Here is a 14,578-nt window from a genome sequence, read left to right on the forward strand (position 1 = left end):
CGGGCCTGGCCCTCGGCCACCTGCGGGAAGGCGACCCGTAAAAACCGGGGCGGCTCTCCGACCCACCCGGGGGGGCCCCGGCCCCCCGGCCCCCCGCCGAGGAGCCCGGCCCAGAACCGCACCAGAGCCGCCGGATCGGCGCAGTCGAAAACGATCTCCGAAACGTGTGCGCGCATGGCTCCAGCTTACGGAGGTCAGGGCCGGGCGGCGCTCGCGGTGAACCCCTCGGCATCCCAGACGCCGCCGAGCGCCGGGGCCAGCCACTCGCCCGCGCGCGCCCGGAACGAGGCCGGATCGAGACCGCCCGCGCCCTCCGGTACGGCACCGAGCAGAGGCGCCCCGGCCATCTCCGGCAGTTCGGCCAGGTTGCAGCACGACGCCAGGTCCGGAGCGGTCGGCCAGCTGCCGACGACGACGCCGAGCTGCTCGATGCCGCGTGCCGCGAGCGCCTCGGCGGTGAGCTGGGTGGTGTTGAGCGTGCCGAGCCCGGCGGGCACCACGACGAGCACCGGGGCGTCGAGCAGACGGGCCACGTCGGCGAGAGTGCCGCCGTCCTCGTCGAACCGGACCAGGAGCCCGCCCGCACCCTCCACCAGGACCAGATCGTGCTCGGTCGCCAGCTTCGCGGCCGCCTCGGCGACCTCCTGCGGCCCGACCGGCGCCATGCCCGCCCGCCGGGCGGCCGTGGCGGGCGCCAACGGCTCAGGGAACCGAGCCAGTTCGGCCGAGGTCCCCGCCCCGGAGAGCCGTACGACCTCGTCCGCGTCCCCGCGCTCGCCCGGTTCGAGCCCGGTCTGGGCGGGCTTGAGCACGGCGACCGACCGGCCCTGGGCGGTGGCGACCGCGGCCACGGCGGCCGTCACGATCGTCTTGCCGATCTCCGTCCCCGAACCGCTGACGACGATGACGGTCATGGTGTGTCGAGTCCTCTCTGAGCCCCCGCGCCCGTACGGTCGCGGGGTCGTCCGGCACGCCGGCCGCATCGGGGCCCGAAGGGCACCGACACGGACCGGCGTTCCATTGCTCCGGGCGCGGCCCGGTAGGTCAGCCCGCCACCGCGGCCGCGCGCACCGCGGCACAGATACGGGCCAGGTCCGCGTCGCCGGTCACGAACGGCGGCATCGTGTAGATCAGGTCGCGGAACGGCCGCAGCCACACGCCCGCCCGGACCGCCGCCTCGGTGGCCGCGGCCATGTCGACGTCGTGGTCGAGCTGGACGACACCGATGGCGCCGAGCACCCGCACGTCCCGGACACCGGGCAGCGAGGCGGCCTCGGCGAGACCCGTGCGGAGCCCCGTCTCGATCCGCTTGACCTCCAGCGCCCAGTCCTGGGACATCAGCAGGTCGAGCGAGGCCAGGGCCACGGCCGAGGCCAGCGGGTTGCCCATGAAGGTCGGCCCGTGCGCGAGCACCGGAACCTCGCCGAGCGAGATCCCCTCGGCGATCCGCGTCGTGCAGAGCGTCGCCGCCATCGACAGATAGCCGCCGGTCAGCGCCTTGCCCACACACATCACATCGGGCGAGATCCCGGCGTGGTCGGCGCCGAACAGCGTGCCCGTGCGGCCGAACCCGGTCGCGATCTCGTCGAAGATCAGGAGCACGCCGTGCTCGTCGCACGCCTCACGCAGGACGCGCAGGTACTCGGGCGAGTGGAACCGCATCCCTCCCGCGTTCTGCACCACCGGCTCCACGATCACCGCGGCGATCTCGTCCGCGTGGAGCGCGATCTGCTCCCGCAGCATCTCCGCGTACGACTCCTCGTACGCGGTGGGCGGCGCGTCCACGAACACCTGCTGCTGGAGCACGCCCGACCACAGCTGGTGCATCCCGCCCTCGGGGTCGCACAGCGACATCGGCTGCCAGGTGTCGCCGTGGTACCCGCCGCGCCAGGTCAGCATCCGCTGCTTCTCCGGCCGGCCCACCGAGCGCCAGTACTGCAGACACATCTTGGCCGCGACCTCGACGGAGACCGAACCCGAGTCGCTGAGGAAGACATGCTGGAGCGGTGCGGGGGTGATCTCCACCAGACGGGTGGCGAGCCGGACCGCCGGCTCGTGGGTGAGCCCGCCGAACATGACATGGCTCATCCGGTCCAGCTGGCCGTGCGCCGCCTCGTTGAGCACGGGGTGGTTGTAGCCGTGGATGGCCGACCACCACGAGGACATGCCGTCGATCAACTCGTCCTGGCCGTGCACGGGTTCGGCGAGCTGCAGCCGTACCCCGGACGCGGACGCGACGACCAGCGGGTCCGTACGGCCCGGCATGGGGGCGTACGGGTGCCAGACGTGCGCCCGGTCCAGGGCGAGCAGTTCGTCGTTACGCATTCGGCGCGAGCTCCGTCCCGGCGCCGCGTCGACGTACGGCCACGAGGTCGGTGCGCGCTCCCGGCACGGCCTCGGCGGCGGGCTCCGCCTCCGGAGCCGCCTCCGCCGCCGGCGCGTGGCCCCCGCACGGCCCACAGCCGCCGCCCGCCTCGGCGTGCGAACCGCAGCCCGCACCGGCCTCGGCCTGCGAGCCGCAGCCTGCCGACGCCGAGGAGCCGCACCCGCCGGCCTCGCGCGCCGCCGCGAGCGCGTCCGCGCGGTGCTTGGGGAGCGTCGTGGTGCCCGTGCCCTCCACCTCGAAGCCCGCGTCCGCGATCATGTCGAGGTCCGCCTGACCGGCCTGTCCCTCGCTGGTCAGGTAGTCGCCGAGGAAGATCGAGTTCGCGATGTTCAGCGCGAGCGGCTGCATGGAGCGCAGGTGCACCTCGCGCCCGCCCGCGATCCGGACCTCCACATCCGGGCAGACGAACCGCACCATCGCCAGGATCCGCAGGCAGCGCTGCGGGGTGAGGTTCCACTCCTTCGCGAGCGGAGTGCCCTCGAACGGGATCAGGAAGTTCACCGGCACCGAGTCCGAGCCGAGGTCGCGCAGCGCGTAGACGACGTCGACCAGGTCCTCGTCGCTCTCACCCATGCCCGCGATCAGACCGGAGCAGGCCGACAGACCGGCGCCGTGCGCCTTCTGCACGGTGTCCACCCGGTCCTGGTACGTGTGGGTGGTCGTGATCTCTCCGTACGTCCCCTCGGACGTGTTCAGGTTGTGGTTGTACGCGTCGGCGCCGGCCTCGCGCAGCCGCTCCGCCTGGCCGTCCGAGAGCAGACCGAGGCACGCACAGACCTCGACGCCCTCGTTCTGCTCCTTGATGGCCTCGATGGTCTTGCCGACCCGTTCCACGTCCCGGTCCGTCGGCCCGCGGCCGCTCGCCACCAGACAGACCCGCTTCGCACCGCCCGCGACACCGGCGGCGGCCGCCTGGGACGCCTCGTCCGGCTTCAGCCAGGTGTACTTCAGGATCCCGGCAGTCGAGCCGAGCCGCTGGGAACAGTACGAGCAGTCCTCCGGGCACAGCCCGGACTTCAGATTGACCAAGTAGTTCAGCTTCACCCGACGCCCGAACCACTGGCGGCGCACCTTGCCGGCCGCGGCCACCACATCGAGCAGTTCGTCGTCGGAGGTCGCCAGCACGGCGAGCGCTTCTTCACGGCTCGGCAGCTCGCGCCGCAGCCCCTTCTCCACCAGCGTGTTCAGCAGGTCCATAAGGGCTGATCCTCGCCTACCGCACACCTCGCGGCCAAGGAGGATCTGAACAAACGAGGCCGTTTGAGGTGTGTGCATGGCCACACCCTGACCTCGGCCCCGGGCGGCTAGGGTCTGTGCGCTGCCTACAAAAGGATCTGCCCCATGCACCGGGACGAGGACACGCGCAGGACGGCGTTCGACTGGACCGACGCCGAGGCACGCCGCCGCGAGCGGGCGGGGCTCGTCCGCACGCTCAGGCCCCGCGCCGCCGAATCGGACCTGCTCGATCTGGCGAGCAACGACTACCTCGGACTGACCCGCCGGCCGGAGATCACGGAGGCGGCGGCCGAGGCGGCACGCCGCTGGGGCGCGGGCTCCACCGGCTCGCGCCTCGTCACCGGCACCACCCGGCTGCACACCCGCCTGGAGCGCGAACTCGCCGAGTTCTGCGGCTTCGAGGCGGCCCTCGTCTTCTCCTCCGGCTACACCGCCAACCTCGCCGCGCTCACCGCGCTGAGCGGCCGCGACTCCCTGATCGTCTCGGACGCGGGCAACCACGCATCGATCGTCGACGGCTGCCGGCTCTCGCGAGCCGAGACGGCCGTGGTCCCGCACGCCGACCCCGAAGCGGTACGCAAGACCCTGCGCGCCCATGAGGGCCGCCGGGCCCTCGCCGTCACCGACTCCGTCTTCTCCGTGGACGGCGACAAGGCGCCACTGACCGAGATCGCCGACGCCTGTCGCGCCCACGGCGCCGCGCTCGTCGTGGACGACGCCCACGGCCTGGGCGTACTCGGCGACGGCGGCCGGGGCGCCCTGGCCGCAGCGGGTCTCGCCGGTGACGAGGACGTCGTCGCCACCCTGACCCTCTCCAAGTCGCTCGGCAGCCAGGGCGGCGCCGTCCTCGGCCCCGCCCGGGTCGTCGAGCACCTGGTCAACGCGGCCCGGACGTTCATCTTCGACACCGGTCTTGCCCCGGCCGCCGCGGGCGCCGCCCTCGCGAGCCTGCGGCTGATCCACGGAGAGTCCGGCCTCGCCGAGCGCGCGCGTACCGTCGCCACCACGCTGCACCGGATGCTCACCGAGGCCGGACTGACCGCCGTCCGCCCGGACGCGGCCGTCGTCTCGGTGCGCGCCCCCTCGCCCGAGGCCGCGCTGCGGTGGGCGGCCGACTGTCGCGAACTGGGTCTCGCCGTGGGCTGCTTCCGGCCTCCGTCGGTCCCGGACGGCATCTCCCGGCTGCGCCTGACGGCCCGCGCCGATCTGACGGATGCGCAGATCGACCGGGCGGTGGAGACGATCGTGCGTACCGCGCCTCCGGCTCCCTGAACCGCAGCAGCCCGGCTGCCCAAATACGGTCTCCCGTAGCAGAGTTCACCGCTTCGAGCGACAAATATGCACATATCTTGGTGGATCGCCATACAGGGCGGCACCATCGGTGGCACTCTGACGCGTAGCGCAATCCGGGCCGGGCCCGGTGGGAAAGGGACAGCGTCGCCATGGCAGACCACCAGGAAGCAACCGTCACTCTGCCGAGCGATCCCGCCTCGGTGTCCGCCGCCCGCAGATATGTCGCCGACATCCTGACCGGCTGGGGGCTCGCCGAGGTCGGCGACACCGCCGACACCGTCCGGTTGATCGTCTCGGAACTGGCCACCAACGCCGTCCAGCACACCTTCGGGCAGTCGCCCACCTTCACCGTCGACGTCCGACTGGAGCGCGAGGAACAGCTCCACATCGGCGTCACGGACAGCCACCCCCGCTGGCCGAAGCGGCTCCCGGCCGCCGTGCAGCAGGACAACGGCCGGGGGATGGTCATCATCCGTTTCCTGACCGCCGAGGCGGGCGGCCGGCTCTCCGTCACTCCGACCATCGAGGGCGGCAAGACGGTCTGGATCAACCTCCCCTGGACCGCCTCCGCGAACCGGGCGCTCGCTCCTCAGCCGGCCGGCTCCTAGGGAGTGTCCTGCCGGGCCGGGCTCGTGTGCCCTGACACGCACACCCCTAGCCCCGGGCGAACCCGCCCCGCAGCAGCGCCCGCAGGGACCGCGCCGCCGGCCCCGACTCCTCACCGCGATGCGCCACCGAGATCGTCCGGCGGAACGACGTCGGCTCCAGCGCCCGTACACCCAGCGGCGACGCCGCCATCGTGGCGACCATCTCCGGCACCACCGCCACTCCGAGCCCCGCGCTGACCAGCGCGCACACCAGGGCGTACCCCGGCGTCCGGCACACGACGGACGGGGTCGCGCCGGCCCGGGCGAGTGCGCCCTCCACGCCCCGCCTCGGTGGATGGTCCGGCGCGCTGCTGATCAACGGCTGCCCGGCGAGCTCAGCGATCGGCAGCCGCCCCGAACCCTCCGCCAGCGCATGGCCCGGCGCCGTGACCAGGACCAACTCCTCGACCAGCAGGGTCTCCAGCACGACCCCCGGCGGCAGCGGAGCGGCCTCCGCGGGCTCGTAGGTGTGGGTGAGCGCCAGATCGACCTCGCCCTGCGCCACCGCCGTCACCCCGGCCGGCGGCTCGTACTCGGCGACCGTCAGCTCCACGTCCGGATGGGCCCGGCGGAACGCGCTCAGGATCGGTGGCAGCAGATGGATCCCGACGGTGGTGAAGGTACCGACCCGGAGCTGCCCGCCGGAGAGCCCGCTGAGCTGCGCCAGTTCGTGGCGCGCCTGCTCCATCTCGTCCAGGACCCGGCGTGCGCGGGTGACGAGCAGTTCACCCGCGGGAGTCAGCCGCGCGCCCCGATGGTGCCGGACGAGCAGCGCGGCGCCCGCCTCCCGTTCCAGTTTGGCGAGCTGCTGCGAGAGCGCGGGCGGGGTGTAGCCGAGTCGCGCGGCGGCCCGGGTGATCGAGCCGTCCTCGGCGACCGCAACCAGCGCCGCGAGCCGCACAAGATCCTGCATAAAGGATTCCTTTGGCCAGACCCAGAAGATCGTGTCTACACACTAAAGGCTCGCGACGGGCACGCTGGGGTCATGGACGGACAGCTGATCGCCTTCATCGGGGTCGCGGCGGGCATGGTGGCCATGCCGGGCGCGGACTTCACCGTCGTCGTACGCAGCGCCCTCGCCTCCCGGCGGGCCGGGGTGGCCAGTGCCGTCGGGGTGGCGGGAGGCCTCCTGGTACACACCGCCCTCGCGGTGGCGGGGCTCGCGGCCGTGCTGATCGCCGTACCGGTGCTCTACCGCGTCCTGCAGATCGCCGGCGGTGTGTACGTCCTTCACCTCGGCGTGCAGGCGTTGCGCGGCGCGCTGCGGGCGACGGGGGAGGCGTCGGCCGACACCGCGGGCGAGGCGAAGGTCTCCCGCGCCCTCCGGCAGGGGTTCCTGGCCAATGTGCTGAACCCGAAGGCACCCGTGCTGTTCCTGAGTCTGCTGCCGCAGTTCGTGCCGGACGGTGTCGCGGTCGTGCCGCGCACACTGCTGCTCGCGTCGATCGTGGTGCTGCTCGCCCTGCTGTGGTTCCCCCTGGTGGCCGTCCTGGTGGACCGCCTGGGCCACTGGTTGCGTCGTCCGCGGACGGCCAGGACCGTACAGGGGGTGACGGGCGGCGCGCTCGCCGCCCTGGGCCTGACCCTGCTGTCGGCTCCCCTCGCGGGGAACTGAGGCCGGTGCGAGAGGGTGCGGCGGCGCCACCGCACCCCCGTGACGGCATTGTTCAGCCCGTCATGAGGTCAGCCGGTCACTCGGTCATCGGACCCGGCCGTAGTAGACCTTGGACGACCAGATCCGGTCGAGCTTCACCCAGGAGCCCGTCTTCGGCGAGTGCCAGATCTTGTTGTTCCCGGCGTAGATGCCCACGTGGTACACCCGTCCACCCGAGTGAAAGAAGACCAGGTCACCCTTCTGCCGACTGGAGGCGGAGATGTGCCGGGTCTTGTTGTACTGCTGCTGCGCGGTACGGGGCAGCGACTTGCCCGCCTTCTTGTACGAGTAGAGCGTGAGCCCCGAGCAGTCGAACCGAGTGGGGCCGGACGCGCCGTACCTGTAGGGCGATCCCTTCTTGGCCACCGCGACGCTCAGCGCCTTGCCGGCGTGCGCGGTCGCGGCCTGGGCCTCCGAAGTGACGCCCGGCGCCAGCATCGTGCCGCCGACGGTGGCGAGGGTGAGAGCCGAGACGGCTCCGGCCCGGGACAGCAGGGACGGGACATGAATCTGCGCGGTCATGCGCAACCCTTCGTCAGCCGCCTGTGAAGGATGACCTGTCGGGTTCGGACTGGCGAAGTTGCCCGGCCGCGGCTGCGGCTTCACCCCGAGGAACGGCCCCACTGCTCGGTCGTCCCGTACTGCTCGGGTCCTCCACTCCTGCCGATCCACTCCTGTCGACCAGACATCCGGGACAGCGGCAGGACTCGGCGTCCGCCCGGACCGCCCCGCCGCGGTGGCGGGGGCTTGTCGTCGTGAGGGATCTTGACCCACATTCATGGCGAAATCCGAGTTGAAACGACGCTATGTGAGGCTCCTCACGACTGATCCGTTCGGGTGGACAGGCATGTTTCGTGATCTTCTGAGGTTTGGCCGACGAGCCGCGTACCAGGGGAGAAACGCCCGATTCCGCCAGATGCGTACACCTGTTGCGCAACTCACCCCCCACATATGTCGATTCGTCGACTACGCCGAACGGGGGAGGATTTCTATGGTCGTGATAGCTCTAGTGGACCTCGACACGACACGCGGATGTGTCAACTCGCGCGGGCTCCGGGCACGGTGACGCGCTCGGCGCGGCGCTCTCCGTCCAACACCCGCAGCGCGCGCGCCAATGTCTCCGCGTGCACGTCGGTCTCACCGCGCACATGCATCACCGTCAGGGCGGCGCGCAGGGCGGTCGCCCGTCCCACCAGGGCCTGAGCCGCTCGCAACGCCCCATAAGTATGCAAGGTCCTGGATGGATTGATTCGCCCCAGGAGGTCGACGACTTCGAGATAGGCGTCGACGAACTCGCCCTCGGCGCGCGTCAGCGCGGGCAGCGGCGGCAGCTCGGGAACCATCCCCGGCTCACCTCGCCCCGGCGCCGCCGGACGCCCCACGGTTCCGAATCACATGATCCACCAGCCCGTACGCGGTGGCGGCCGACGCGTCGAGGATCGTGGTGCGGTCGATGTCGGCGTCGATCCGCTCGCGATCCTGTCCGGTGTGGGTGGCCAGCATCCCGGCCACCATCGCACGCAGCCGCATCAATTCCCGTGCCTGGATGTCGAGATCGCTGGGCTGGCCCTGCAACGGCTCGTCCATCGTGGGCTGCTGGAGCACCACCCGGGCGCCGGGCAGTGCGAGCCGCTTCCCGGGCGCACCGGCCGCGAGCAGCACGGCGGCGGTGGACGCGGCCTGGCCGAGGCAGGTGGTCTCCACGTCGCAGGTGACGACCTGCATCGTGTCGTAGATCGCGGACATCGCGGTGAGCGAACCGCCGGGTGAGTTGATGTAGAGCGAGATGTCCCGGTCCGGGTCGGCGTACTCCAGGTGAAGGAACTGGGCGATGACGTCGTTGGCCGAGGTCTCGTCGATCGGTGTGCCGAGGAAGATGATCCGCTCCTCGAGCAGCTTGGAGTACGGGTCGAGGGTCCGGCTGCCGAAGCTGGTGCGCTCGGTGAACTCGGGAAGGACGTAGCGGGCATCCATGGGTCGCCTCCTTGTTCCTTTCAAAATGTACAGGACGTACATTCCGTAAGATGAGGAGCATGGCCTATGAGATTCCGGTGACGCAAGCACGCGCTGAGCTCGCCGACCTGATCAACCGCGTGGTGTACGGCAACGAACGTGTCGTCGTGACCCGGCACGGCAAGCCGCTCGTGGCGCTGGTCTCAGCCGCTGACCTGGAGAAACTCGAAGCGGGGCAGGAAACCGCCGAGGAGCAGGTGGTCAGCTCCGTCTCCACCGTCCGTACCCTCACGTCCGCTCCGGGTGAACAGAGCCGCTTCGGCATCGCGGCCCGCCACCGCGCCCCGGGTACTCCTGACGCATGAGAAAGCCGCGTGCCCCCGTCCGCTACAGCGGGGGCACGCGGCCGTTCGAGAAGGCCGTGCGGGAACGTCGTACGAGGACGGGTCAGCCCGCCGGCGCCGGTTCCGGGACCGGGGTCGGTGCCTGCGCGATCGCCGTGCGCTCGCGCCGCCCGCCGAGCAGCAGCGCGGCCAGACCGGCCACCGCCCACACGCCGAGGACCAGCAGCGGACCGCCCGCCCCGCCGCCGTCGAAGAAGGCGACCGAGCGCAGTGCCGAGCCGCCCGCGCCAGGCGGCAGCCACTGGCCGAGCGCGCCGGCCGGGGCAGGCAGCAGCTCGGGTGCGCTCGCCACACCCGAGAACGGGTTGCCGACCAGGATCATCAGGAGCGCCCCGAGCCCGAGACCGGGCTTGCCGAACAGGGTGGCGAGCCCCGCGAGCGTCGCGCCGATGGCGAGGACGGTCAGCGCGAGGACGCCGGCCTCCGCCCACCAGTCACCGGTGAGCGCCCCGAGCCAGCTGTGGCCGAGTGCGGTGCCGACGATGCCGGCGAGCGCGGCCGCGCCCGTCAGGGCGAGGCCCGCCCGGGTGCGGCGCAGGCCGAGGACCGTCACCAGGACGCCGGAGGCCGCGCCGGCCAGGATCAGGGGGAACAGGCTCGACCCGAACGCGCTGCCGCGCGGATCGCCCGCCGGTGCCGGGACGACATCGGTCACCTTCATCGGGGTGCCGGCGGGGGCCTGGGCGGTGACGGCCTCGCGCAGCAGTCCGGCGACGACCGGGCTCGCGGCGGAGGCGGTCAGCAGTTCGGGGCCCTGAGGGGTGACGATCACCGCGCCGTATACGACCCGGTCCTCGATCGCGGCACGGGCGGCGCCCTCGGAGGCGTAGCGGTGGACCTCGAAGGCCCCGTCGTGCTCGGTGAGGCGCTGCTCCAGGGGGGCGGTGGCGGTGGCGGGCCCCGCGACGCCGATCGGCAGGTCGCGCGGGGCGATCCGGGCGGCGGGCCAGGCGAAGGCCGACAGGGCCAGGGCCACGACCACGGGGATCAGCACCATCACCGCGAAGGTCTTGCGGGTGGCGGTGGCAGCCATGACGTACTCGATTCAAAGAGAAGGATCGTTCGTTTTACGTGATGGGCCCACTGTCTCCCCGGGGCGGTCGCTTGTCAAGAATGAATGTTCGTTTTAGATTTTGGTCATGGCTCGTGTCTCCCAGGAACACCTCGATGCCCGCCGCCGTCAGATCCTCGACGGTGCCGCGCGCTGCTTCGCCCGCAACGGCTTCCACGCCACGTCGATGGCGGACGTACTGGCCGAGGTGGGCCTGTCGGCCGGCGCCGTCTACCGCTACTTCCGCGGCAAGGACGAGCTGATCGCGGCCATCGCGGCGGAGGCGTTCGCCGGGATCCGCGGCGCCTTCGAGGAGGCGTCCCGGGCGACCCCGCCGCCCACCCCCGACGTCCTGCTCGGTGCCGTCATGCGGATCTTCCTGGAGGAGCGCATCCCGGGCGGGGACCGGCAGGCCTTCGCGCGGCTGATCATCCAGGTCTGGTCCGAGACGCTGCGCGACGAGCACCTGTTCCAGACCCTCTCCGACGGTTACGACGGGATGCGCGAGGCGTGGGCAGGTCTCGTCGAGGCCTACCGGGCCAACGGGCTGATGCGCGCCGACGTCCCCGCCGACCATGTGGCCCGGACCATGATCGCCACCGCGCAGGGCTTCATCGCCCAGCAGGCGCTCTTCGGGGACGTGGAGGTCCGCATCCTCGAGGACGGGCTGCGGGCGCTGATGTCCATGGAGACGCAAAGCCGGAGTTAACGCGCCGGAAAAACTTCCGCCCTAACGTGCAATGTCTGGCCCAGCAGCCCGTCACCGCAGTTCAACAGCATGTTGAAGATCGGTAGCGTCCGCTGCTGTCCGGGAGAGACCGCCCGGTGGACGACTGTGAGGTGGAAGCGTGCAACTGACCCCGCACGAGCAGGAACGGCTGCTCATTCATGTGGCGGCGGACGTGGCCGAGAAGCGCAGAGCACGCGGAGTGAAGCTCAACCACCCCGAGGCCGTCGCCCTGATCACCACTCATATCCTGGAGGGCGCGCGGGACGGCCGTACGGTCGCGGAGCTCATGGCCTCCGGCCGCAAGGTCCTCACCCGGGACGACGTCATGCTCGGGATCCCCGAGATGATCCACGACGTCCAGGTCGAGGCGACCTTCCCCGACGGCACCAAGCTCGTCACCGTCCATGACCCGATCGTGTGACGGGGGAGTGCCGCCGATGATTCCCGGAGAAGTCCTTTTCGGTGAAGGTGCCGTCGCCCTCAACGAGGGCCGGTCCGTCACCCGCCTCACCGTCCTGAACGCCGCCGACCGGCCCGTCCAGGTCGGCTCCCACTACCACTTCGCCGAGGCCAATCCCGGTCTGGAGTTCGACCGCGCCGCCGCGCGCGGGCAGCGGCTGCACATCGCCGCCGGTACCGCCGTGCGTTTCGAGCCCGGCATTCCGGTCGAGATCGAACTCGTACCACTGCAGGGTCACCGCGTCGTCCCCGGCCTGCGTGGAGAGACCGCGGGGCCGCTCGACACCCTCGCGCGACCGCTCGACGCGCCCGCCGCCGAGACCGCGGGAACGCGGGAGAAGCCGGCCGTCGACGCCGAGGAGGCCGACCGTGCCTGAACTGCATCGCGCCGTGTACGCCGATCTGTTCGGCCCCACCACCGGCGACCGCATCCGGCTTGCCGACACCGACCTGCTCGTCGAGATCGAGGAGGACCGCTCCGGAGGACCCGGCCGCGCCGGCGACGAGGCCGTCTTCGGCGGGGGCAAGGTCATCCGCGAGTCCATGGGCCAGGCCCGTACGACCCGTGCCGAAGGCGCGCCCGACACCGTCGTGACCGGCGCCGTGATCATCGACCACTGGGGTGTCGTCAAGGCCGACATCGGCATCCGCGACGGCCGGATCACCGCCCTGGGCAAGGCCGGAAACCCCGACACCATGGACGGGGTCCACCCCGATCTGGTCATCGGTCCCGAGACCGAAGTGATCGTCGGCAACGGGAAGATCGTGACCGCGGGCGCCATCGACGCCCATGTCCACTTCATCTCGCCCACGGTCGTCGAGCAGGCGCTCGCCACAGGCATCACCACCCTCGTCGGGGGCGGCACCGGACCGGCCGAGGGCACCAAGGCCACGACCATCACCCCCGGCCCCTGGCATCTCGCCCGGATGTTCGAGGCGCTCGACACCTTTCCCGTCAACATCGGACTGCTCGGCAAGGGCAACACGATGTCCAGGGAAGCCATGCACTCCCAACTGCGGGGCGGTGCGCTCGGGTTCAAGATCCACGAGGACTGGGGGGCGACCCCGGCCGTCATCGACGCCTGCCTGAGCGTCTGCGACGAGACCGGAGCTCAACTCGCCATCCACACCGACACCTTGAACGAGGCGGGGTTCGTCGACGACACCCTCGCGGCGATCGCCGGCCGCACGGTCCATGCGTACCACACCGAAGGCGCCGGAGGCGGGCACGCCCCCGACATCATCACCGTCGTGTCCGAGCCGTACATACTGCCCAGCTCGACCAATCCGACCCGGCCGCACACCGTCAACACCATCGAGGAACACCTCGACATGCTGATGGTCTGCCATCACCTCAACCCGGCGGTCCCCGAGGACCTCGCCTTCGCCGAGTCCCGTATCCGCCCCTCGACGATCGCCGCCGAGGACGTCCTGCACGACCTCGGTGCCATCTCGATCATCTCCTCGGACTCGCAGGCCATGGGGCGCGTCGGCGAGGTGATCATGCGCACCTGGCAGACGGCGCATGTGATGAAGAAGCGCCGCGGCGCGCTTCCCGGCGACGGCCGCGCGGACAACCACCGGGCCCGTCGCTATGTCGCCAAGTACACGATCAACCCGGCCGTCGCCCAGGGGATGGACCACCTCATCGGTTCGGTCGAGCCCGGCAAACTCGCGGACCTCGTGCTCTGGGATCCGGCGTTCTTCGGTGTGAAGCCGCAGACCGTGCTCAAGGGCGGCCAGATCGCCTACGCGCAGATGGGTGACGCCAACGCCTCCATCCCCACCCCGCAGCCCGTCCTGCCCCGCCCCATGTTCGGTGCGCTCGGCAAGGCCGCGGCGGCCGGCTCGTTCAACTTCGTCGCCCAGGCGGCGATCGAGGACGACATCACCCAACGGGTGGGCGTGAACAAGGAGTTCACAGCGATCGGAAACACCCGACGCATCACCAAGGCGGACATGCGGGAGAACGACGCGCTGCCCCGGGTCGAGGTCGACGCCGACACCTTCACGGTCACGATCGACGGTGAGCCGGTCGAGCCCGCGCCCGCCGCCGAACTGCCCATGGCCCAGCGTTACTTCCTCTTCTGATGACGAGTCGCGCCGCCCTTCTCGTGCTCGCCGACGGGCGTTTCCCCGCCGGCGGGCACGCCCACTCCGGCGGGGCCGAGGCCGCGGTCAAGGCCGGCCGGATCACCGACGCGGCGAGCCTCGCCGCGTTCTGCCGGGGCCGGCTGCACACCAGCGGCCTGACCGCGGCGGCGCTCGCCGCCGCGGCCGCGCTCGGCCACGACCCGTACGCGCTCGACGCGGCCGCCGACGCCCGCACTCCCTCGCCCGCCCTGCGCGCCGCCGGCCGCAAGCTGGGCCGGCAGATGATGCGAGCCGCCCGCGCCGCCTGGCCCTGTCCCGAACTCGACGCGCTGGCCACCGCGTTCCCGCGCGGCGCCCACCAGCCCGTCGTCCTCGGCGTCGCCGCCCGCGCCGCCGGGCTCGGCCCCGAGGACGCCGCACACTGCGTCGCGTACGAGACCGTCAGCGGCCCCGCCACCGCCACGGTGCGGCTGCTGAGCCTGGACCCCTTCCAGGCCACCGCCGTCCTCGCCCGCCTCGCCCCCGCCATGGACCGGGTCGCCGAGGAAGCCGCCGCCGCGGCCCGGCAGGGCATCGACGCCCTGCCCGCCGCCTCCGCGCCCCTCCTCGACATCACCGCCGAGCAGCACGCTTCCTGGCCCGTCCGCCTCTTCGCATCCTGAGAACCACTG

At 71.6% G+C, this 14,578-nt stretch carries 18 protein-coding genes and 1 riboswitch; of the genes, 9 read left to right on the forward strand and 9 right to left on the reverse strand.

The features are described from left to right. From ACFC0D_RS20525 to bioB, 4 genes are all read right to left on the reverse strand, one after another. Positions 1–176: VOC family protein (locus ACFC0D_RS20525; RefSeq protein WP_376437895.1), on the reverse strand; the 176-nt coding region annotated here is incomplete at its 3' end. Between the two features lie 18 nt (positions 177–194). After that, positions 195–914, reverse strand: coding sequence for a dethiobiotin synthase (gene bioD, locus ACFC0D_RS20530; RefSeq protein ID WP_376437740.1), 720 nt, complete (start codon positions 912–914; stop codon positions 195–197). 130 nt (positions 915–1,044) lie between these two features. Next, complete coding sequence (locus ACFC0D_RS20535; protein WP_376437743.1) at positions 1,045–2,325, reverse strand: adenosylmethionine--8-amino-7-oxononanoate transaminase; 1,281 nt, start codon at positions 2,323–2,325, stop codon at positions 1,045–1,047. Continuing rightward, the gene (gene bioB, locus ACFC0D_RS20540; RefSeq protein WP_376437745.1) at positions 2,318–3,583 is read right to left on the reverse strand and encodes a biotin synthase BioB; all 1,266 of its coding nucleotides are present in this window, start codon (positions 3,581–3,583) and stop codon (positions 2,318–2,320) included. The genes ACFC0D_RS20535 and bioB overlap by 8 nt, the downstream gene beginning before the upstream one ends. A gap of 144 nt (positions 3,584–3,727) precedes the next feature. Here bioB and ACFC0D_RS20545 point away from each other — a divergent pair, with 144 nt between their 5' ends. Together ACFC0D_RS20545 and ACFC0D_RS20550 are read left to right on the forward strand one after the other, a co-directional pair. Further along, positions 3,728–4,894, forward strand: coding sequence for an 8-amino-7-oxononanoate synthase (locus ACFC0D_RS20545; RefSeq protein WP_376437748.1), 1,167 nt, complete (start codon positions 3,728–3,730; stop codon positions 4,892–4,894). 170 nt (positions 4,895–5,064) lie between these two features. Beyond that, positions 5,065–5,523 (forward strand): ATP-binding protein, encoded by a 459-nt coding sequence (locus ACFC0D_RS20550; RefSeq protein WP_376437750.1) that lies wholly within the window; start codon positions 5,065–5,067, stop codon positions 5,521–5,523. A gap of 46 nt (positions 5,524–5,569) precedes the next feature. Here ACFC0D_RS20550 and ACFC0D_RS20555 read toward each other — a convergent pair whose 3' ends face one another. Further along, complete coding sequence (locus tag ACFC0D_RS20555) at positions 5,570–6,475, reverse strand: LysR family transcriptional regulator (RefSeq protein WP_376437752.1); 906 nt, start codon at positions 6,473–6,475, stop codon at positions 5,570–5,572. A gap of 72 nt (positions 6,476–6,547) precedes the next feature. On the opposite strand from ACFC0D_RS20555, the gene ACFC0D_RS20560 reads away from it, so the two are divergent. Continuing rightward, complete coding sequence (locus tag ACFC0D_RS20560) at positions 6,548–7,177, forward strand: LysE family translocator (RefSeq protein ID WP_376437755.1); 630 nt, start codon at positions 6,548–6,550, stop codon at positions 7,175–7,177. Between the two features lie 84 nt (positions 7,178–7,261). Here ACFC0D_RS20560 and ACFC0D_RS20565 read toward each other — a convergent pair whose 3' ends face one another. The 3 genes from ACFC0D_RS20565 to ACFC0D_RS20575 form a co-directional block, all read right to left on the reverse strand. Then, positions 7,262–7,738, reverse strand: a complete 477-nt coding sequence (locus tag ACFC0D_RS20565; RefSeq protein ID WP_376437758.1) for a C40 family peptidase — start codon at positions 7,736–7,738, stop codon at positions 7,262–7,264. Positions 7,739–7,741: 3 nt separating this feature from the next. Beyond that, positions 7,742–7,939: riboswitch (cyclic di-AMP (ydaO/yuaA leader) on the reverse strand. Positions 7,940–8,253: 314 nt separating this feature from the next. Next, positions 8,254–8,559 carry a hypothetical protein gene (locus ACFC0D_RS20570; protein WP_376437761.1) on the reverse strand — a complete coding sequence of 102 codons (306 nt, stop codon included), beginning with the start codon at positions 8,557–8,559 and terminating at the stop codon, positions 8,254–8,256. Positions 8,560–8,566: 7 nt separating this feature from the next. After that, complete coding sequence (locus ACFC0D_RS20575; RefSeq protein ID WP_376437763.1) at positions 8,567–9,190, reverse strand: ATP-dependent Clp protease proteolytic subunit; 624 nt, start codon at positions 9,188–9,190, stop codon at positions 8,567–8,569. 59 nt (positions 9,191–9,249) lie between these two features. Between ACFC0D_RS20575 and ACFC0D_RS20580 the strand changes: the two genes are divergently transcribed. After that, complete coding sequence (locus tag ACFC0D_RS20580) at positions 9,250–9,534, forward strand: type II toxin-antitoxin system Phd/YefM family antitoxin (RefSeq protein ID WP_376437897.1); 285 nt, start codon at positions 9,250–9,252, stop codon at positions 9,532–9,534. Between the two features lie 82 nt (positions 9,535–9,616). On the opposite strand, the gene ACFC0D_RS20585 is transcribed toward ACFC0D_RS20580, so the two are convergent. Further along, positions 9,617–10,606, reverse strand: a complete 990-nt coding sequence (locus ACFC0D_RS20585) for an ABC transporter permease (RefSeq protein WP_376437766.1) — start codon at positions 10,604–10,606, stop codon at positions 9,617–9,619. Positions 10,607–10,712: 106 nt separating this feature from the next. On the opposite strand from ACFC0D_RS20585, the gene ACFC0D_RS20590 reads away from it, so the two are divergent. From ACFC0D_RS20590 to ACFC0D_RS20610, 5 genes are all read left to right on the forward strand, one after another. Further along, complete coding sequence (locus ACFC0D_RS20590) at positions 10,713–11,333, forward strand: TetR/AcrR family transcriptional regulator (protein ID WP_376437769.1); 621 nt, start codon at positions 10,713–10,715, stop codon at positions 11,331–11,333. 139 nt (positions 11,334–11,472) lie between these two features. Beyond that, positions 11,473–11,775, forward strand: a complete 303-nt coding sequence (locus ACFC0D_RS20595; RefSeq protein WP_329123332.1) for an urease subunit gamma — start codon at positions 11,473–11,475, stop codon at positions 11,773–11,775. A gap of 16 nt (positions 11,776–11,791) precedes the next feature. Beyond that, entirely contained in the window at positions 11,792–12,190 is a 399-nt protein-coding gene (locus ACFC0D_RS20600) for an urease subunit beta (protein ID WP_376437773.1), read from the forward strand. Further along, positions 12,183–13,904 (forward strand): urease subunit alpha, encoded by a 1,722-nt coding sequence (locus ACFC0D_RS20605; RefSeq protein ID WP_376437776.1) that lies wholly within the window; start codon positions 12,183–12,185, stop codon positions 13,902–13,904. The genes ACFC0D_RS20600 and ACFC0D_RS20605 overlap by 8 nt, the downstream gene beginning before the upstream one ends. Beyond that, positions 13,904–14,569, forward strand: coding sequence for an urease accessory protein UreF (locus ACFC0D_RS20610; protein WP_376437779.1), 666 nt, complete (start codon positions 13,904–13,906; stop codon positions 14,567–14,569). Before ACFC0D_RS20605 ends, ACFC0D_RS20610 begins: the two co-directional genes overlap by 1 nt. The last annotated feature ends 9 nt before the right edge of the window (positions 14,570–14,578 follow it).

Origin of the sequence: Streptomyces sp. NPDC056222 (assembly GCF_042264065.1) — a bacterium.
In the GTDB taxonomy this organism is placed as follows: Bacteria; Actinomycetota; Actinomycetes; order Streptomycetales; family Streptomycetaceae; genus Streptomyces.